Origin of the sequence: Cytobacillus sp. FSL W8-0315 (genome assembly GCF_038002905.1) — a bacterium.
Classification (GTDB): Bacteria; Bacillota; Bacilli; order Bacillales; family Cytobacillaceae; genus Cytobacillus; species Cytobacillus pseudoceanisediminis.
In genome coordinates, this window is record NZ_JBBOOC010000001.1 from 884,150 (window position 1) to 904,107 (window position 19,958).

At 45.2% G+C, this 19,958-nt stretch carries 18 protein-coding genes; 14 read left to right on the forward strand and 4 right to left on the reverse strand.

Features of this window, described 5'->3' with window-relative positions:
• Positions 1-34: 34 nt before the first annotated feature.
• On the reverse strand, positions 35-220 hold the full coding sequence (locus tag MKY20_RS04760) for a 2-hydroxymuconate tautomerase (RefSeq protein WP_009332324.1): 186 nt from the start codon (positions 218-220) through the stop codon (positions 35-37).
• 180 nt (positions 221-400) lie between these two features.
• On the opposite strand from MKY20_RS04760, the gene MKY20_RS04765 reads away from it, so the two are divergent.
• Both MKY20_RS04765 and MKY20_RS04770 read left to right on the forward strand, forming a co-directional pair.
• Positions 401-1,060, forward strand: coding sequence for a site-2 protease family protein (locus MKY20_RS04765; RefSeq protein ID WP_019380571.1), 660 nt, complete (start codon positions 401-403; stop codon positions 1,058-1,060).
• 37 nt (positions 1,061-1,097) lie between these two features.
• Positions 1,098-1,610 carry a YwhD family protein gene (locus MKY20_RS04770; protein WP_019380572.1) on the forward strand — a complete coding sequence of 171 codons (513 nt, stop codon included), beginning with the start codon at positions 1,098-1,100 and terminating at the stop codon, positions 1,608-1,610.
• Between the two features lie 211 nt (positions 1,611-1,821).
• Here MKY20_RS04770 and MKY20_RS04775 read toward each other — a convergent pair whose 3' ends face one another.
• Entirely contained in the window at positions 1,822-3,891 is a 2,070-nt protein-coding gene (locus MKY20_RS04775; RefSeq protein WP_251266796.1) for a transglycosylase domain-containing protein, read from the reverse strand.
• 365 nt (positions 3,892-4,256) lie between these two features.
• Here MKY20_RS04775 and speE point away from each other — a divergent pair, with 365 nt between their 5' ends.
• The 8 genes from speE to MKY20_RS04815 all read left to right on the forward strand — a co-directional run bounded on the left by speE (position 4,257) and on the right by MKY20_RS04815 (position 10,486).
• The gene (gene speE, locus MKY20_RS04780; protein WP_009332318.1) at positions 4,257-5,084 is read left to right on the forward strand and encodes a spermidine synthase; all 828 of its coding nucleotides are present in this window, start codon (positions 4,257-4,259) and stop codon (positions 5,082-5,084) included.
• Positions 5,085-5,144: 60 nt separating this feature from the next.
• Positions 5,145-6,023, forward strand: coding sequence for an agmatinase (gene speB, locus MKY20_RS04785; protein ID WP_026041615.1), 879 nt, complete (start codon positions 5,145-5,147; stop codon positions 6,021-6,023).
• Between the two features lie 254 nt (positions 6,024-6,277).
• The gene (locus MKY20_RS04790) at positions 6,278-6,730 is read left to right on the forward strand and encodes a DUF1934 domain-containing protein (RefSeq protein ID WP_019380575.1); all 453 of its coding nucleotides are present in this window, start codon (positions 6,278-6,280) and stop codon (positions 6,728-6,730) included.
• Positions 6,717-8,384 (forward strand): arginine--tRNA ligase, encoded by a 1,668-nt coding sequence (gene argS / locus MKY20_RS04795; protein WP_019380576.1) that lies wholly within the window; start codon positions 6,717-6,719, stop codon positions 8,382-8,384. The genes MKY20_RS04790 and argS overlap by 14 nt, the downstream gene beginning before the upstream one ends.
• A gap of 91 nt (positions 8,385-8,475) precedes the next feature.
• Entirely contained in the window at positions 8,476-8,655 is a 180-nt protein-coding gene (locus MKY20_RS04800; RefSeq protein WP_009332314.1) for a XapX domain-containing protein, read from the forward strand.
• Positions 8,655-8,906 (forward strand): hypothetical protein, encoded by a 252-nt coding sequence (locus MKY20_RS04805; RefSeq protein WP_251156326.1) that lies wholly within the window; start codon positions 8,655-8,657, stop codon positions 8,904-8,906. The genes MKY20_RS04800 and MKY20_RS04805 overlap by 1 nt, the downstream gene beginning before the upstream one ends.
• A gap of 103 nt (positions 8,907-9,009) precedes the next feature.
• Entirely contained in the window at positions 9,010-9,912 is a 903-nt protein-coding gene (locus MKY20_RS04810; protein ID WP_251174328.1) for a DMT family transporter, read from the forward strand.
• A 25-nt stretch (positions 9,913-9,937) separates the two neighbouring features.
• Positions 9,938-10,486 (forward strand): cysteine dioxygenase, encoded by a 549-nt coding sequence (locus tag MKY20_RS04815; protein WP_251174327.1) that lies wholly within the window; start codon positions 9,938-9,940, stop codon positions 10,484-10,486.
• A gap of 184 nt (positions 10,487-10,670) precedes the next feature.
• On the opposite strand, the gene uvsE is transcribed toward MKY20_RS04815, so the two are convergent.
• Positions 10,671-11,627, reverse strand: a complete 957-nt coding sequence (uvsE, locus tag MKY20_RS04820) for a UV DNA damage repair endonuclease UvsE (RefSeq protein ID WP_009332311.1) — start codon at positions 11,625-11,627, stop codon at positions 10,671-10,673.
• 431 nt (positions 11,628-12,058) lie between these two features.
• A complete protein-coding gene (gene cls / locus MKY20_RS04825) occupies positions 12,059-13,240 on the reverse strand; it encodes a cardiolipin synthase (RefSeq protein ID WP_251266903.1) in 1,182 nt (393 codons plus the stop codon).
• A gap of 276 nt (positions 13,241-13,516) precedes the next feature.
• On the opposite strand from cls, the gene MKY20_RS04830 reads away from it, so the two are divergent.
• The 4 genes from MKY20_RS04830 to MKY20_RS04845 all read left to right on the forward strand — a co-directional run bounded on the left by MKY20_RS04830 (position 13,517) and on the right by MKY20_RS04845 (position 19,878).
• Positions 13,517-15,628, forward strand: coding sequence for a heterodisulfide reductase-related iron-sulfur binding cluster (locus MKY20_RS04830; RefSeq protein ID WP_009332309.1), 2,112 nt, complete (start codon positions 13,517-13,519; stop codon positions 15,626-15,628).
• A 327-nt stretch (positions 15,629-15,955) separates the two neighbouring features.
• Positions 15,956-17,143, forward strand: a complete 1,188-nt coding sequence (locus MKY20_RS04835) for an acetyl-CoA C-acetyltransferase (protein WP_251174325.1) — start codon at positions 15,956-15,958, stop codon at positions 17,141-17,143.
• Between the two features lie 700 nt (positions 17,144-17,843).
• Positions 17,844-18,698, forward strand: coding sequence for a 3-hydroxybutyryl-CoA dehydrogenase (locus tag MKY20_RS04840; protein WP_009332307.1), 855 nt, complete (start codon positions 17,844-17,846; stop codon positions 18,696-18,698).
• Between the two features lie 49 nt (positions 18,699-18,747).
• Complete coding sequence (locus tag MKY20_RS04845; RefSeq protein ID WP_009332306.1) at positions 18,748-19,878, forward strand: acyl-CoA dehydrogenase; 1,131 nt, start codon at positions 18,748-18,750, stop codon at positions 19,876-19,878.
• Positions 19,879-19,958 lie beyond the last annotated feature (80 nt).

Here is a 19,958-nt window from a genome sequence, read left to right on the forward strand (position 1 = left end):
TTCCGTAATGGAAAACTGCCTTATTTACGCAATTCTACTGATCGCTTAAGCGTTTTCCGCCGACAGCATAGTGATTTTTGGACATTTCTTCGATAAATACGACGATTTTATCTTCAGGGGCTCCAGTCGTTTCGCTTACGGCAGCTGTTACTTTTTCAGCGAGCGCTTTTTTCTGTTCTTCAGTGCGGCCTTCAAGCATTTTAACGGTTACGTATGGCATTTTCTTTTCCTCCTCACTATTTATGCTTGTATTTTTCCACTTTTTCTCGCAATGTGCAAGCCTGATTCCCTTTGCTCAGGCGTTCATGTATACTTTTAGGTAAATAGCATCGGCTTTTCCTACATAGTATGTATAAATAAAGCCTGGCATTTCAGCCGGCAGGAGAGGGAGTTTTGGCATTTGGAACAATTTTTGGCGTTTTCTCTCAGGGAGATTCCCTATGTCGCGGTAACATTGATGATTGCCTTTACGGTCCATGAATTTGCCCATGCCTATGTGGCTTATAAGTTTGGAGATCCCACTGCAAAAAATCAGGGCAGATTAACACTAAATCCCATGCAGCATCTGGATCCGATTGGAACAATCCTGATTTTTATTGCCGGTTTCGGATGGGCCAGGCCGGTACCGGTCAACCGCTTCTTTTTCAAAAATCCGAAGCTTGCCGGGATATCTGTTTCAATTGCGGGACCGATATCCAATCTGGTGATGGCTGTCCTGGGTTTTTTCATCTGGTATGCTCTTGCCGGAACTGGACTCGCAGCTTCATTTCCAGCGTTTGTGGCAGATTTCCTGAATATCTTTATTCAGCTGAATTTAGTGCTGTTTGTATTCAACCTGCTGCCGTTTCCGCCGCTTGATGGCTACAGAATTATTGAAGATTTGGCGCCAGCCCATATTCGCCCGAAAATGACTCAGTTTGAGGCGTATGGCTCCGTTATTTTCCTTATTCTTGTCATTACACCGCTGGATCAATACACCATCCAGCCGATATTTAACACCGTATTGCCGGTACTTGCGAGCGGCCTAAATGATTTTTTCTATGAAATATTTATGACATAATAATAAGAGCCTAATTTTTGCTTAGGAGGACTTGAAAATGGAAGAAAAAAAGAAAAAGAAACTCGATTTTAATATTATCAAGAGCGACCCGACTGAAGGACATGGCGGTTTTGGGGTCGGGACTCTGAGCCTTGATAATGTGACACCGGTTATTATTGATGTGGATGCCGGTGAGGCGTCTATTGAAGTGGGCGCCATGCATGCGCGCAGCCCTGTTGAAAAAGGCATCAAGTTTTTGAAAACCAAAGAAGAAGTGCCTAACGGGAAGCCGTACTGGCTGATTTGGGTCACCATTGACCGCAAAGAGGGAGGCGCTTATTATGCAGGTGTTACTGCATGTGAGATGACGGTCGACAGAGAAATCCGCCGGGGCTACAAATCGCTGCCAGAGCATGTGAACCGCATGGATAAATCGATTAAAAGACACATCATAGTGGATCATATGGACGAGAAATCCAAAAAAGTTCTGGCAGATTTCCTGAAAAACCATGACGCCGGCATGTGGGAAAGATCAGCGGAACAGCTAAAAAAAGATTTACAAGCCATTTAGAAAAAAAGTCTAATTTTGTGACGAAATTGTGACATTTTTTTGACGTGATTTTCTAACTACTTGTACAATTCCAATAAAAAAAGTAAACTATTTAACAGTGTGAAGGCACAATATAGCACTAGGACATGAAAAACCCCGGGATTCGGACCCCGGGGTTTTTCACTTTTATTAAAGTGACAGGCACCTATACCAGTTTTACAAGTGGTCACCGTTACGAAGCCCACCGAAACAGTTTCTTATACCAAGGTGTGTCAGGCTTCTTTTCCGGCTGCTCAGTTTTATTCTCTTCTTTATGGCTCAAGTGGTCTGTACAGTATTCCGCAGGTTCTGTGCCTTCTGCGAAGTAGGTTAGGCGCTTGACCGGGCAGTTTTCCCCGGCAATTTTCCCGTTGGATGGATCAATGTAGACGCCGACTGTATCTTTGGGCGCTTTGAATTCCTTGGCCGGCTTTCCTTTATGGGCTTCCTCCATGAACCGGATCCAAATGTTTTTGGCATACGTTTTATCAACGGTTTTTGTAATGACCTGGCCTTTGTCATAGCCGGTCCATACCGCTGTGACAAGCTGTGGTGTAAAGCCGGCCATCCAGCTGTCTGTTTCTGTTGAACCGGACTTGCCGGCGTAAGGGCGGGTCATATCGTTGATGACTGTGCTTCCCGTTACTTGGGCATAACCGTTCAGCTTCCGGTCAAAAATACCTGTCATCATGTGGGTCATAACGAAAGCAAGGTCAGGCTTCAGAATCTTCATCTGGAATGGCTCCTGCTCGTAGATGACTTCGCCTTTATGGTTCTCCACACGCTTAATCAGTACCGGGGAGATCTTTTTCCCTCCATTGGCGAACATGCTGTAAGCGTTGGCAAGCTCAATGACTCTCATGCCGGATGTGCCGAGTGCAAGGGACGGCACCTTCGCCATCTTAGAGGTAATGCCAAATTTCTTGGCTGTATTGACAAGCGTCTCTTCCCCTAAAAATAAATGAGTTTTCACCGCGTAGACATTGTCAGATAGAGCAAGGGCCTGGGCCATTGTGATATCGTCATCCGCATACTTGCTGTTGAAGTTATGCGGTGTGTAGTCCGGCGTACCGTCTTCAAACCGAAAAGTCGTCTGCTCGCTCCGGATTGGGGTGGAAGGGGTGAAGCCCTGCTCCAATGCCGCGTAATAGAGAAGAGGCTTTATCGTCGATCCTGGCTGCCTGACTGCCTGGACTGCACGGTTAAAGGGACTTGCCTCATAATCACGTCCGCCAACCATTGCTTTCACATACCCGTTTTTCGGATTCATGGCAACAACTCCGACCTGAATCTCCGAGTCTTTTGAAATAAGCTTATCTATTGTTTCTTCCGCGATTTCCTGTTCCTTCAGATTCAAAGTGGTATAAACCTTTAATCCGCCCAATTCAATCGTACGGTCATCCAGATTCAGCTGTGTTTTAAGAGCATTGCGGACAGCATCCTGAAAATAAGGGGCTGTTTTCGATCTTGGGTGCATGTGCTCGCCAACCAGCTCAAGCTCTTCTGCTGCCGCAAGATCTGCTTCTTTTTGGCTGATGAGCCCGTTCTTCACCATCGTCTGCAGAATCACTTTCTGACGCTGATCTGCTTTTTCTGCTGATGCAAATGGCGAGTAGATGCCAGGACCCTTAGGGATGCCGGATAAAATGGAAGCCTCAGCTAATGACAGCTCACTTGCATCCTTCCCGAAATAGAACTGGCTTGCTGCCTGTGCGCCGTAAGCTCCATTGCCGTAATAAATCGTATTTAAATAGCCTTCAAGGATTTCCTTTTTCGTATAATTCATCTCAAGCCTGATGGTATAAAAGGCCTCAAGCAATTTCCGCTTCCAGGTTTTTTCATGTTCAAGAAACAGGTTGCGGGCATATTGCTGGCTGATGGTGCTGGCACCCTGAACTTTGGCCATTGCCTTTATATCAGCGAGGGCGGCACCTGCGATCCTTTTATAATCAAATCCATTGTGCTCGAAAAAATTCTTATCCTCTATCGAGACCGTCGCATCAATTAAATGCGGGCTGATGTCATCGAGTGGTGCCCAATAGCGTTTTTGGCCGTTGCTGCTTTCACCGATAACCGTGCCATCATCCGAGAAAAATAAAGTCGATTGCGGAACGGCGAGCGGAGGCGGCCCCAAAATTTTGGCATATACCAGAATGCCTCCGATCATCACGGCGGCAAAAGCCATTCCTATTAAGCTAATAATGAGAACCGCACGCAAATATTTCATCGTTTTTCGAAAACGCTGATCCGTCATTAATTCCATATCAAGCACCCCCTATTTATCTGTTTTTTATAGTGAAAAGTTGATACAGCGCCAAGTGACCAAAAAGATAAAAACTGACCGATAAAGGTTCCAAAGTGGCCGATAAAATTAAAAGCTGACCGATAAGTGCGGCGAAGTATCCAAATAATTCCCTAATAAGTGCTCTATGTATCAGTATTGAAAAAACAGAGCGATTTTAAACATCTTTCTCTACTAATTAGCGAAATTTTTCTTGCAATTTTGCTAGATTCATCTATACTTTTTCTGTGTTTGTTATTTGCATGTTAGGGAAGTATAAAAGATGAAAATGCTTTTTGCTGCTCTTTAGTGATAATTCATTTTTTTATGGAAGGAATGATTAAAGAATGGGACTTTGGTTTACAGAGAAACAAACAGAGAACTTTGGCATCACGATGAAGGTGAAGCGTACTTTACATACAGAACAGACAGAATTCCAGAAGCTTGATATGGTGGAAACAGAAGAGTGGGGCAATATGCTTCTTCTTGATGACATGGTTATGACTTCAATCAAGGATGAGTTTGTTTACCATGAGATGGTTGCGCATATTCCTTTGTTCACACATCCAAACCCTGAAAACGTTCTTGTTGTTGGCGGCGGTGACGGCGGCGTCATCCGTGAAGTCCTTAAGCACCCAAGCGTGAAAAAGGCGACTCTAGTGGATATCGATGGAAAGGTTATTGAGTACTCAAAAAAATTCCTTCCTGAGATTGCAGGCAAGCTTGATGACCCTCGCGTTGATGTGCAGGTAGGCGATGGCTTCATGCACATTGCCGAAAGCGAAAATGAATATGACGTGATCATGGTTGACTCAACTGAGCCGGTAGGACCTGCGGTAAATCTATTCACGAAAGGCTTCTATGCTGGAATCTCTAAAGCCTTAAAAGAAGACGGCATCTTTGTGGCCCAGTCTGACAACCCTTGGTTCAAAGCGGACCTTATCCGCAACGTACAGCGCGATGTGAAAGAAATTTTCCCAATCACTCGTCTTTACACTGCGAATATCCCTACTTACCCAAGCGGCATGTGGGCGTTCACAATCGGATCTAAAAAATACGATCCATTAGAAGTAAGCGAAGATCGCTTCCATGAGATCGAAACAAAATACTATACGAAAGAATTGCATAAAGCGGCATTTGTATTGCCTAAATTTGTTGCAGATTTAGTGAAGTAATGGACAGGCTGCGTTTCAGAGCAGCCTTCTTGAATACATAAAAAGTGAGGGATGACCTTGGTGCGTTTTGATGAAGCCTATTCAGGCAATGTGTTTATTAAAAGCCATCCTAGTTATGAGGAAAGTGAAGCGGTCATTTATGGAATGCCAATGGACTGGACAGTCAGCTATCGTCCGGGCTCCCGTTTCGGCCCTGCCCGTATCCGAGAAGTGTCAATCGGGCTTGAAGAGTATAGCCCATATCTGGACCGTGAGCTTGAAGAGGTAAAATATTATGATGCCGGCGATATTCCGCTGCCATTCGGAAATCCGCAGAAAAGCATCGATATGATTGAGGAGTTTATCGATCAGCTTCTGGCGGAGGATAAATTTCCGCTTGGCATGGGCGGAGAACATTTGGTTTCCTGGCCTGTCATCAAAGCAATGTACAAAAAATATCCAGATTTGGCGATTATCCACATGGACGCCCATACAGACCTTCGTGTGGATTATGAAGGGGAGCCATTATCTCATTCAACGCCAATCCGCAAAGCAGCTGATTTGATTGGTCCTGGCAATATCTATTCTTTTGGCATCCGTTCCGGCATGAAAGAAGAATTCCAGTGGGCAAAGGAAGTCGGCATGCACATTTCAAAATTCGAAGTGCACAAGCCATTGAAAGATATTCTTCCTAAGCTTGCAGGACGTCCGGTCTATGTAACCATTGATATTGATGTTCTGGACCCTGCCCACGCGCCGGGAACAGGCACAGTCGACGCAGGCGGCATCACATCAAGAGAGCTTCTTGCTTCTATTCATGAAATTGCCCATTCAGATGTTAAAGTCGTTGGAGCAGACCTTGTCGAGGTTGCGCCCATCTATGATCCATCTGAACAAACAGCCAATACAGCAAGCAAACTGATCCGGGAAATGATTCTTGGATGGGTTAATAAAAAATAAACGGGGACTTCGGTCTCCGTTTTTTTATTCAAGAAATACTGAACGTCGATAACTGTCTAGCTCCAGCGCCCACCCCTTCGAGGTCACAAGCCAATCCTCCCAAAAAGGCAAAGAACGCCTTTCTGGGAGGCCCGTCTTGTGCTTGTCGGGGGTGGGCAAGGCGCTTCCGCTTTTCTTTCTGTCACCTTCTTGCACTTTCCCCAGCGAGTATTTATACTTATATAGTTATATATGATGAAAAGGAAGTGTTGCCGTTGTCCAGTCGCTCAGCGGAACAAATGCCTGTGAAGATTAATGTGAAGACAGATATTCGCAAGCTTGGCAGCAAAGAGACTTTTGAATTGACTGCTTTTGGCCGATACTATATAAAAGATTCTGCCCGATTCCTTCAGTATGATGAAGTAATGGAAGAGGGAACAGTAAAGACGATCATAAAAATGTCCGATGCAGACGGACTGATTTTACGAAGCGGCGCCGTAAAGATGAGGCTCCCTTTTAGAATGAATAAAAAGCTCCGCGGCAGCTATGAAACGCCTTACGGAGTGTTTGAAATGGGCACGGTGACAAAGCGTATGGTCCATCAATATGATCACGAATCTGGTGAAGGTTCGATTGATATTTTATACGATCTGAAAATGCAGGGATCCCAGGCAGGTACATATCATTTGGCGATTACGTTTGAGGAGGAGAACAATGAACATAGTTGAGCAGGTGCAAGGCAAATTAAAGCAGGAAATTAAGGATGCGGTTGTAAAGGCTGGCTTAGCAGCGGAAGAGCAGATTCCTGATGTAATTCTGGAAATCCCGAAGGAAAAGGCTCATGGAGACTATTCCACGAATATGGCAATGCAATTAGCACGTGTGGCAAAAAAAGCGCCAAGAATGATTGCAGAGGAGCTTATTGCTCATTTTGACAGCTCAAAGGCTTCAATTGAAAAAATTGAAATCGCAGGACCTGGCTTCATTAATTTTTACATGAATAATTCTTATTTGACTGATCTGATTCCTGCCGTTCTGGAAGCAGGAGATCGGTACGGAGAAACAACAGTTGGAAACAGCCAGAAGATCCAGGTCGAGTTTGTTTCAGCTAACCCAACAGGGGACTTGCATCTTGGACATGCCCGCGGGGCAGCTGTCGGCGACTCCCTATGCAACATTTTAGACAAAGCTGGCTATGAGGTTTCCCGTGAGTACTATATCAATGATGCCGGCAACCAGATTAACAATTTGGCTCTATCGGTTGAAGCGCGATATTTCCAGGCTCTTGGCCTTGAAAAAGAAATGCCGGCTGACGGCTACCATGGCGAAGACATCATCGGCATCGGCAAAAAGCTGGCTGATGAGTATGGCGATAAGTATGTACATGCGGATGAAAAAGAGCGTTTTGACTTTTTCCGTGAATACGGCCTGAAATATGAAATGGCAAAGCTGAAGCAGGATCTGGAAGATTTCCGTGTGCCATTTGATGTTTGGTATTCTGAAACATCTCTTTATAATAATGGCAAAATCGACACAGCCCTTCAGGCATTGAAGGATAACGGCCACATCTACGAAGAAGAGGGTGCAACCTGGTTCCGCTCAACTGCTTTCGGTGATGACAAAGACCGTGTTCTTATTAAAAATGACGGCTCTTACACATATCTGACTCCAGATATCGCTTACCATAAAGACAAGCTTGAAAGAGGCTTTGAAAAGCTGATCAACATTTGGGGTGCTGACCACCATGGCTACATTCCGCGCATGAAAGCGGCCATCCAGGCGCTTGGTTATGACCGTGAGGCGCTCGAAGTCGAAATCATTCAGCTTGTACACTTGTACAAAAACGGCGAAAAAATGAAGATGAGCAAACGTACCGGCAAAGCGGTAACGATGCGTGACCTTGTGGAAGAAGTAGGTCTGGACGCAACACGCTATTTCTTCGCGATGAGAAGCGCAGATACGCATCTTGATTTTGACCTTGATCTGGCTGTCTCACAATCAAATGAAAACCCTGTTTACTATGCCCAGTACGCACACGCGCGTATTTCCAGCATCCTGCGCCAGGGTGAAGAACAGGGCATGTCTGCCGAAGCTGCAGATTACTCCCTGATTCAGGCAGAAAAGGAAATCGACGTTCTGAAGAAAATCGGCGAATTCCCGCAGGCTGTCGGCGAAGCTGCGCAAAAGCGCATGCCGCACAGAATCACGAACTATATTTATGAACTGGCTTCTTCTTTCCACAGCTTCTATAATGCTGAAAAAGTACTGGATGCGGAAAATCCGGAAAGAACCAAAGCCCGATTGGCACTGATCAAAGCAGTCCAGACTACCTTGAAGAACGCACTGAAATTAATCGGAGTATCTGCTCCGGAAAAAATGTAAAACTAAAAGCTGGCACTTATAGGTGCCGGCTTTTTCATGTTTTTGACGAAAAAGGGAAAGCTAAAGGCATATGTTATTTTAGGAGGATCTCATGAAAATCGTTCTTTTATCCATACTTACAGGATTTCTCGTCGGATTTGTCTTTGCTTTCATGAAGCTGCCGATTCCCGCACCGCCCGCACTGCCTGGCATTATGGGGATAGTCGGCATTTACCTCGGGTTTAAAGCATATGAAGTGGTTCTGCCCTGGCTGCAGGGAATATTGAGATAATGGAAAAGGGTGTCCACGTAAGTTATGGGCACCCTTTATGTCTAAATGTGAACTTTGCAAATAAATCCGGAATGTTGCAAATAAACCTGGGAAATCAGCAAACAATAGCTAAAATTGGCAAACAAATCAGGAAAAAAGCAAACAAACCTGGTAAACCTGCAAACAAACCGAAAACAGGCAGCAAACCAAAAAGTTACGGGCTAATCCTCAGAAAATTAGTCAGCCAACCCGGCAAATCAGCAAAAAAATAATAAATTTTGCATACAATCCGCAAGTAAATCAAACTAAACTCCGCATTTTACTTCGGGACGAGCATATCATGGTAGAAACCTTCCCGAAAGGACATGCTCGCCCATGAAGCCACAATTGGCAGCCTCTTTTTACGCAACCATTTCGATCAGTTTTTGGGGAGTCTCTTTTGTTTCCACAAAAGCTGTTTTGGATAAGCTGGACCCTTATACATTGATCATGCTCCGGTTTGCCATCGGGGCAGCTTTTCTGCTCCTTGTGCTTCTCTTGAAAAGATATCCGCTCCAGATTCCGCTCAAATATATTCCCCATTTAATTGTTCTCGGTGTACTCGGCGTTTTCATCCATCAGGTCATCCAGGTATCAGCTCTAAAGACAATAGACGCCTCATCTGCGGGGTGGATCATTTCTTTTTCACCTGTTTTTACCGTGCTTCTCTCCATGATTTTTCTCCATGAAAAATTGACATTTCTTAAGACGCTGGGCATTTTAACTGCGATTTCCGGGGTCCTCATGGTAACAGGAGCGAGAAGCGGCCAGACGCTGGGATTTGCTTTAAATATAGGGTATTTCCTCATGATCCTAAGTACACTGAATTGGGCCGTATATTCGATTTTGGTGAGAAAACTGCAAATTAAGCTTCCTTCCCTTGTGGTCACTTTTTATATGAGTTTGCTTGGATGCGTGTTGACCATTCCCTTTTTAATGAGAGACAGAGGGTGGGAGAAGTTCCATCTTTTATCCGATTCTGAATGGGCTCATATATTGTTTCTGGGCATATTTGTGTCGGGGATTGGCTACTGGTACTGGTCCAAGGCTCTCGAGGTTTTGGAAGCTTCCAAAGTATCAATGTTTATCTATATGGAGCCGCTATTTACCTTTATTGCGGCCGTTTTATTGCTTCGTGAAAAAATTTTCTTCATAAGCTTCATGGGCGGGATCATAATTATTATAGGAGTGATTATGGTGAATGGTCAGCTGAAATATTTTTCATGGAGGAAACGATAATCCAGAGTAAAGGGGGAGTCGTTTAATGGCCTTGAAGGAACGGTTTAAAAACAGTTTGGATTCATTGAAATCACCTTCTGCAGAAGAACTTAGAAAGGCTTTGGCATCACTTGATATCAAACTTGAGGAGTTGTTTCCTCACTTGCAGCCGGCAGATGGAAAACCCTACTACCGCAAGCTGCTTTACCAAAGTGAAGAAGTGGAGCTGCTCGTCATGAACTGGTCAGATATAGAATGCGCCCCGCATGATCATGGAAATTCAAAGGGATGGATTCAAGTGTTAAATGGAGATGTGGAAAATACTGTTTATGAAGTGAAGGAAGACGTCCCAATTGAGCTTTTTGCAGAGATAAAGTCCAAAGACTCCTTCTTTTTTGCTCTCAAAAAAGGTGTGCACAAAATGAAGAGTGCAGGCAGGGAGAACCTTGTCACACTGCATCTTTATTCACCTCCGATTACTGGTATGAAGGTGTACGACCTTCAAAAGTGCTCTGCCTGTGTAGTCTCTGAAGACTGTGGGGCCTGGTGGCCTGAGGAGCAGAGGCAGAAGGTGAAGGAGATTCAGTTAAAATAAAGGGGCGTTCCGCATGCGGAACGCCTTCCATTACGAATGACAAACTTCGGAATTAGATAACTGTCTAGCTGCGGCGCCTACCCCCCTCGAGGTCACAAGTCAATCCTCCCAAAAAGAAAAAGAACGCCTTTCCGTGAGGCTCATCTTGTGCTTGTCGGGGGTGAGCAAGGCGCCTCCGCTCTTCTTATTTCCATTCTACCTCCGCCCCGCCAATCCTCTTCACCCCGCGGATGCTGCTGATATCTTCTGTCAGCTTAAGCGCCGCCTTGTCCTTTGCTTTAGCTTCAATCATGAAATCGATATCCCGGTTAAAGGTTTTCAGCAGATCGAGAAGCGGCCTGATGAAATCAATGTCAACATAATCGGCATGGGACCGGAAGGCTTTTTCTGATTTGGGAGAGGAAATGTGGATTTTCGGCTTGAGTCCTGTTTGTTCCCACGTCTGAAAAATCCCAGGGAGAAGCTCATCCAGCGGGCGGGTGCCGAGGTTCGCCATATGGTGGTGATAATCGAACACAAGGGGAATGTTTTCTTTCTGGCAGGCCAGGAGGGTTTCATCCGCGTTATAGGTTTTGTCATCATTCTCAAGTGTCATTTGCTTTTTAATATGAGATGGCAGTGTCTTGAGATTTTCATGGAAACGGTGGATGGTCGTGAGCTTGTCACCATAAGCCCCGCCAATATGGATATTAATGAAGCTCTCGTTTTCAACCCCCATGGCCTCGAACATCCGGTAATGGTATTCCATATCTTTGACTGCATTTCTTGTCACATCGTCACGCGGAGATGTGAACAGGGTGAATTGATTGGGGTGAAAGCTGACGCGTAGCCCGTGTTTTTTAATCAATTCACCAATTTCAAGCCATTTTTCCTTAAAGGGTGTGACAAAATCCCATAAAACCTCCGGATGCGTGGCCAGAGGTACGATGGAGCTTGAAAGCCGATATAGCTGAATTTCATGGGCGATATTAAAATAAAGCATTCTTAACGTATTTTGCAAATTCACTGCTGTGACGGTCTTCAGCTTTTCCAGCCTTTCTTCCTCAGGCAATTGCTGATAGCGCGTAAAAGTCAATGTTCTCGCAGGAGATGCCTCCCACAGGCTGATGGCATGAGAAACATATCCCAGTCTTATTTTCAATTTGCAGCACCTTCTTTATGCTGGTCTATAATCTAACAGAATGTAAATCTTTGTAATTCGAGAGCTGTCTAGCGCAAGCAGCCTACCCCCTCGAGGTCACAAGCCTGTCTAGTTGCGGCTCCTAGGGACTCGGGGTCATAAGCCATTTCTTTTCAGAAGGAAGAACGCCTTCTTACAGGAACTGTCTTATGCCTGTCATCCCTGGGCAGTCACCTCCACATTTCGGGCAATCCTCCTAAAAAGGCAAAGAACGCCTTTCCAGGACGCTCGTCTTGTGCTTGGGGCCCCCAGGACAAGGAAGGCTTCGTCAGCATAATCATCGCACGACCAAAAGCGGCAGCTTTTGGGAGGATGGGGGTCATGCAGACGTTGCCACAGGACGTGGCGTTCTTAGTCTGCGTTCCTTCGTGGGCAAGGCGCTTCCGCTTTTCTTACAGGAAGCTTGCCACAGACCGGGCAAGCATTTCCTTGAATGTCCGTAAAGGGTCCAGCCGGTTTAATTCTTTTAGCGTCAATCTCTTTGCATTGTCTATGTCTTTGTCCAGAACAGACCTGATCTGCTTTATGAACTCTTTGTCATAAATAAAGCAATTGATTTCATAATTTAAAAACAGGCTCCGTTTATCAAAATTGGCTGTTCCAATATCGCTGATTTCATCATCGATGATGAACGCCTTCGCATGGTAAAAGCCATTTTTGTATTCATACACATAAGCTCCTTGTTTAATCAAGGTTCTTAAGTAAAGATAGGAGGCTTCCTTAACAAGAATATGATCGGTAATGCATGGGACAAGTATCCTGACAGTTACCCCGCGTTCCAGGGCATGGATTAAATCCTGAAAAAGCCTTTTGCCCGGAATAAAATAGGGTGTCCCAATCGTAATGCTCTTTTTCGCATTCCGAATTAAGGAGGAGAAGCTTTCTTCTAAAAATGCTCCTTTATAAGATGCGAACTGATGGCGGTAATCTCCTGCAGGCTGCTCAGGAAAATAGACTCTGTTTGCGAGCAGGTCAGTCTTTGTTGCTTTATACCAATCGATTAGAAACTCTCTTTGCAGATCCTCTACCCCTTCACCACGGAATTTCAAATGATAGTCACGCCAGGGACTCAGCTTTTTATCCAGATTGATGTATTCTTTGCCAATATTGAAGCCTCCGCTGTAACCGATCTTTCCGTCAATAACGGTGATTTTCCGATGGTTCCTGGCCTGGAAAGAATAGAAGAGAAATGGAAGCTTTGGCACATGTGCAAACGAAAACTTAATGCCGCTGCTTTTAAGATCCTTAACGGTTTTTCGTTTAACCGGAAAGCTTCCGGCCCAATCCAGCAAAAGGCGGACTTCCACTCCTTCTTTTGCTTTACCCTTTAAAATGGTTAAAAACTCCTTGCTGATTTTATCATCCTTCACAATATAAAATAAAATATGGATGTGCTTTTGCGCTCTTCTTAGCTCGGAGAATAAATCATCAAACAAAGCAGGTCCGTCTGCAAATAGTTCCATATCAGACTGCCGGATGGGTAAGGCGGTCCGCTCAAGCTTTTTCATATGGCTTTTCCGGCCCCATGTAAAATCGATATAGAGCCATAAGGAGATGACGAGTAAAACGGCCATAATGATATTCCAGACAGTCAATGCAATCTTCCTCTCGACAGGATTTTCCTGTTAGTATTTCCTGCAGAGCTTTTTCTATCATGGAATCTCCCAAAATGGGAGGACTTTTCACCTTTATAAAGAATTTAATAAATGAAAATAATGAAATTTTTCGAACAAGTTTAACTAAAAATGGTTGACTGAATGCTCATTCATAATATAATGGGAGTAAGAGTAAATTCAGAAAATTATATTGTTTTTAAAATTTTCTAAGATGAAGAAAGGAGCACCATGCCTATGAACGGTTTATTATGGATCAACTTAATTGCATTTCTTCTTGTAACCGCTTACGCCATCAGCCTGTTTGTCTATGTTGTGAAGACGCGGATTGAATATATCAAGCTTGGCAAAAAGGTGGAGTTTGACGGCAAGGTGAAAGAACGCCTTGAGAAGATCTGGGTCAACGTATTTGGCCAGAAGAAGCTTTTAAAGGATAAGAAAAGCGGAATTATCCACGTGATGTTTTTCTACGGCTTCATTCTTGTCCAATTTGGAGCAATCGATTTTATTATCAAGGGAATTAAGCCAGGTGCGCATTTGCCGCTTGGACCATTATATCCTGGCTTCACCTTTTTCCAGGAAATTGTGACCCTGATGATCCTTGTAGCGGTAATCTGGGCTTTCCACCGCCGTTATGTGGAAAAGCTTGTCCGTTTAAAACGCGGATTCAAATCAGGTCTCGTTCTTATTTTTATCGGAGGGCTCATGCTTTCCGTACTGCTTGGCAATGGAATGGGCATGATTTGGCATGGCCATGAAGGAACCTGGACAGAACCGGTTGCTTCTCTGATTGCCGGTGCATTCGCATGGATGGGTGAAACGGCTTCAATAGTTGTGTTTTACATCTCATGGTGGATTCACTTAGTATTCCTTCTCGCTTTCCTTGTGTACGTGCCGCAATCCAAGCACGCTCACTTAATCGCCGGACCGGCCAACGTATATTTCAACCGTCTGGATAATCCGGGAAAATTAAAAGCAATCGACTTTGAAGATGAGTCACAGGAAAGCTTTGGTGTCGGAAAGATTGAAGATTTTACACAGCATCAGATGATCGATTTCTATGCATGTGTGGAATGCGGACGCTGTACCAATATGTGTCCGGCAACCGGCACGGGAAAAATGCTTTCTCCGATGGATTTAATCCTGAAATTGCGTGACCATTTAACCAATCATGGTGCTGTTGTCACTTCGAAGCAGCCTTGGGTGCCGACATTTGCGTTTTCAAATACGAAAGGCAATCAGCTTGCCCTTGCTGCTGCAGGCCAGGGTGCAGAAGAAGCTGCTGCAGGCCTTGCATACAGCCCTAGCCTGATTGGCGAAGTCATTACAGAAGAAGAAATCTGGGCTTGTACGACTTGCCGAAACTGTGAAGACCAATGCCCGGTTATGAATGAACATGTTGATAAGATTATTGATCTGCGCCGCTACCTTGTTTTAACAGAGGGTAAAATGGATGCGGATGCACAGCGCGCCATGACCAATATCGAGCGCCAGGGAAATCCTTGGGGACTGAACCGCAAGGAGCGCGAAGACTGGAGAGAAGCACGCGAAGATGTTCATGTTCCGACAGTGAAGGAAATGAAAAAGGCAGGAGAAGAGTTTGAATACTTATTCTGGGTTGGCTCCATGGGATCTTATGATAACCGCAGCCAAAAGATCGCTCTTTCCTTTGCGAAACTAATGAATGAGGCAGGCGTTAAATTTGCGATCCTTGGAAACAAAGAAAAGAACTCTGGTGACACACCAAGACGTCTTGGAAACGAGTTCTTATTCCAGGAGCTTGCCACAAAGAATATTGAAGAGTTTGAGAAAAATGAAGTGAAGAAGATCGTAACGATCGATCCTCATGCCTACAACATTTTCAAAAATGAGTATCCGGATTTTGGATTAGAGGCAGAGGTTTATCACCATACTGAAGTTCTTGCTAAGCTTGTAGAAGAAGGCAAGCTGAAGCCGCAATATGCTGTGGAAGAAACGATCACATTCCATGATTCCTGCTATCTTGGACGCTACAACGAGGTGTACGATCCTCCTCGTGAAATCCTTAAGAGCATTCCTGGCGTTAAGCTTGTGGAAATGGAAAGAAACCGCGAAACCGGCATGTGCTGCGGAGCAGGCGGCGGCTTAATGTGGATGGAAGAAGAAACAGGGCACCGCATCAACGTCTCACGCACAGAGCAGGCACTCGCAGTGAATCCATCCGTGATCAGCTCCGGATGCCCATACTGCTTAACGATGCTTTCAGATGGCACGAAAGCAAAAGAAGTGGAAGAACAGGTTCATACGTACGATGTTGCCGAAATTCTCGAAAAGTCTGTTATAGGTGAAAGCCAGAACTTAGCATCCTAACATATTGAAAGTGGAAATTGAAGCACTGAAGCAAATTTCAGCTAAAGCATTTTGACGAAAAATGTTTTTACCAGAATTTTGTGTAAAGTGTTTCAATTTCTGCTATTTTTCTAGTAAAATAGAACATGATAAAGCGCTTACAATTTTGCTTGTTTGCTGATGAGGGAGAAAATCCTTTGATTTCGCGGTTTTTTCGAGCGAGCGTTCAGTCAGCCAACGCGCCTTCACTGATATTTAACTTCAACCAGAACTGCTTCATAGACCCGATTTTTTTTCAAATTAATTATTAGAACATTTTAAATTAATAGTACAAGGGAGCGATTCTTAATGGGGAAAACCGTAATTCTTAGCGGAGTAAGAACACCTTTTGGAAAATTTGCCGGAGCGCTTAGCAGCTTTACAGCTTCTGACCTTGGCGGATTTGCAGTAAAAGAAGCGCTGAACCGCGCCGGCGTCAATCCAGAGGACGTAGATGAAGTGATTATCGGAACCGTTCTTCAGGGCGGCCAGGGCCAGATCCCTTCACGTCAGGCTGCCAGAAAAGCAGGCTTGCCATGGGAAGTGAAAACGGAAACGATCAATAAAGTATGTGCTTCCGGCATGCGTAGCGTAACATTAGGGGATCAGATTATCCGGGCGGGTGACGAGGAAGTCATCGTGGCCGGGGGCATGGAATCCATGAGCAATGCTCCTTATATTTTGCCGAAAGCGCGCTGGGGGCTGCGCATGGGTGATTCAACGGTTAAGGACTTAATGGTTCATGACGGATTAAGCTGCAGCTTCACAGGCGTCCATATGGGAACATACGGAAACTCGACAGCTAAAGAGTTTGAAATCAGCCGTGAAGCGCAGGACAACTGGGCACTAAGAAGCCATGAACGTGCCATTGCAGCAATGGAATCCGGCAGATTGGCAGAGGAAATCGTGCCGGTGGAAGTGCCGCAGCGAAAAGGTGAGCCAATCGTTGTTTCCCAGGATGAATCGCCGCGTAAAGATACTTCCCTAGAAAAGCTGGCTAAGCTGGGGTCGGTTTTTAACTCCGATGGTACGATCACTGCGGGGAATGCGCCTGGCGTTAACGACGGAGCAGCAGCCTTAGTATTGATGAGCGAAGAGCGGGCAGAACGCGAAGGCAAAAAGCCGGGAGCTTATATTCTTGGCCATACAGCGCTTGCAGTGGAAGCCAAGGATTTCCCGCAAACCCCTGGACTTGTCATTAATGCTCTATTGAAAAAGACAGGAAAAACCCTGGAAGAGATTGACCTATTTGAAATTAACGAAGCATTTGCGGCTGTTGCTTTAACAAGCGGAAAAATTGCCGGTCTTGATGAAGAGAAAGTGAATGTTAACGGCGGTGCCGTTGCCCTTGGACACCCAATCGGCGCGAGCGGAGCGAGAATCATCCTAACACTGATGCATGAACTGAAGCGCCGCGGAGGCGGAATCGGCATTGCGGCCATCTGCAGCGGCGGAGGCCAGGGAGATGCGGTGATGATTGAGGTTCCGAAGCAGTAATCTGTTTTAGGACGGCGGTGCAGCCAGAATAGCACCGGTGAAGAGGAAAATGGTAGTTAATCAAGGTGAATTACGCCGAAAAAGCAACAGCGAAGAGGGAAATGGTAGTTAATCAAGGTGAATAACGCCGAAAAAGCGGCGGTGAAAAGGAAAATGGTAGTTAATCAAGGTGAATAACGCCGAAAAAGCGGCGGTGAAAAGGAAAATGGTAGTTAATCAAGGTGAATAACGCCGAAAAAGCGGCGGTAAAAAGGGAAATGGTAGTTAATCAAGGTGAATAACGCCGAAAAAGCGGCGGTGAAAAGGAAAATGGTAGTTAATCAAGGTGAATAACGCCGAAAAAGCGGCGGTGAAAAGGAAAATGGTAGTTAATCAAGGTGAATAACGCCGAAAAAGCGGCGGTGAGAAGGAAAATGGTAGTTAATCAAGGTGAATAACGCCGAAAAAGCGGCGGTGAGAAGGAAAATGGTAGTTAATCAAGGTGAATAACGCCGAAAAAGCGGCGGTGAAGAGGAAAATGGTAGTTAATCAAGGTTATTAACGCCGAAAAAGCGCCGGTGAAGAGGAAAATGGTAGTTAATCAAGAAGGAATGACGCCAAAAAGAAGAAAGCACAGAGAAAAATGACAGTTAATCAAAACAAACAAGCATTCAAATAAAAGAGTAATACAGGCCAAAGCCCAAGATCGGAGGATACAAATATGAACGTAAAAAACATTATGGTAATCGGTGCTGGACAAATGGGTTCAGGAATCGCGCAGGTTTGTGCGCAGGCAGGCTACAGCGTCATCTTAAACGACCTAAAGCCGGATTTTGTTGAACGCGGCATTGGCGTAATTAAAAAGAATCTTTCCCGCCAGGTGGAAAAAGAGCGCATGACAGCGGAAGACATGGAAACAGTGCTGAAAAATGTAACCGCTTCAACTGATCTGCAGGACGCAAAGAACGTTGAGCTCATCATCGAAGCAGCCGTTGAAAATATGGAGATTAAAACAAAGATCTTCAGCCAGCTGGATGAAATCGCTCCAGAACATGCGATTCTGGCAAGCAATACATCATCCCTTCCTATCACAGAAATCGCGGCTGCCACAAAACGTCCGGAAAAAGTCATCGGCATGCATTTTATGAACCCGGTACCAGTGATGAAGCTAGTAGAAATCATCCGTGGCCTTGCAACTGCAGACGAAGTGTATCAAACCATTGAAGACATCACAAAGACGCTTAAAAAAGTGCCGGTAGAAGTGAATGACTTTCCTGGATTCGTATCCAACCGCATCCTGATGCCGATGATTAATGAAGCAATCTTCACGCTTTATGAAGGGGTTGCGACAAAAGAGGCCATTGATGAAGTGATGAAGCTTGGCATGAACCATCCAATGGGGCCGCTGACTTTGGCTGATTTCATTGGCCTGGATACATGCCTGTATATTATGGAAACCCTGCATGAAGGCTTTGGCGATGATAAATACCGTCCATGCCCGCTTTTAAGAAAATATGTAAAAGCTGGCTGGCTTGGCAAGAAGACAGGCAGAGGCTTCTACGTTTACGAAAAATAATCACAGGAGCCCGGCTGAATAGAGCCAGGCGGCATCGGAGGGTATACAAATGAACCTGAGATTTACAGAAGAACAGGAAATGATGAGGAAAATGGTGCGTGATTTTGCGCAAACGGAAATCGCCCCTTTTGTGGAAAAAATGGAGCAGGGCGAGTTTCCAAGGGAGATTCTCCGCAAAATGGGCGAGCTTGGCCTGATGGGGATACCGATTCCTGAAAAATACGGCGGATCCGAAATGGACTTTACCTCCTACATTATCGCCATCCATGAACTGTCCCGTGTGAGTGCGACAGTGGGCGTTATTTTATCGGTCCACACATCGGTTGGAACAAACCCAATCCTTTACTTCGGTACGGAAGAGCAAAAGCAGAAATATATTCCGAAGCTTGCTTCAGGCGAGTACCTCGGAGCTTTTTGCCTCACTGAACCGAGCGCAGGCTCGGATGCGGGAAGCCTGAAATCCCGTGCGGTAAAAGATGGAGACCATTATGTCATTAATGGTTCAAAAGTGTTCATCACGAATGCTGGCGAAGCAGACGTATATATTGTATTTGCATCCACAAATCCGGAGCTTGGCAGCAAAGGCATCTCCGCTTTTATTGTAGAGAAAGATACGCCAGGCCTTGTATTTGGGAAGGATGAGCACAAAATGGGCTTGCACGGCTCAAGAACGCTTCAGCTGACATTTGAGGATATGCGTGTTCCTTCTGAAAATCTTCTCGGCAATGAAGGAGAAGGCTTCAAGATTGCGATGGCCAATCTGGACGCCGGACGGATCGGTATTGCTTCACAGGCGCTTGGAATCGCAGAAGCAGCCTTTGAAGCAGCCGCAAGCTATGCGAAGGAACGTGTACAGTTCGGCAAGCCGATCGCTGCTCAGCAAGGTGTCGGATTCAAGCTTGCAGACATGGCGACAAGCGTCGAAGCTGCAAAACTATTAATCTATCGCGCAGCAGACATGCGCCAACGCGGCATTAAATGCGGACTGGAAGCCTCAATGGCAAAGCTGTTTGCATCCAAAACAGCAGTAGACGTGTCAACAGAAGCCATTCAGGTATTCGGCGGCTACGGCTACACGGAAGACTACCCGGTTGAGCGCTACTTCCGTGATGCCAAAATTACCGAAATCTATGAAGGCACAAGCGAAATTCAGCGGATTGTCATCAGCAAACAGCTGTAAAGTTGTGAAATATGTTTTTGAAAGTGTGCTTAATGGCGCCTAACTTTTAAATGCTGAGTTGATTGTAGCGGAAGGCACTT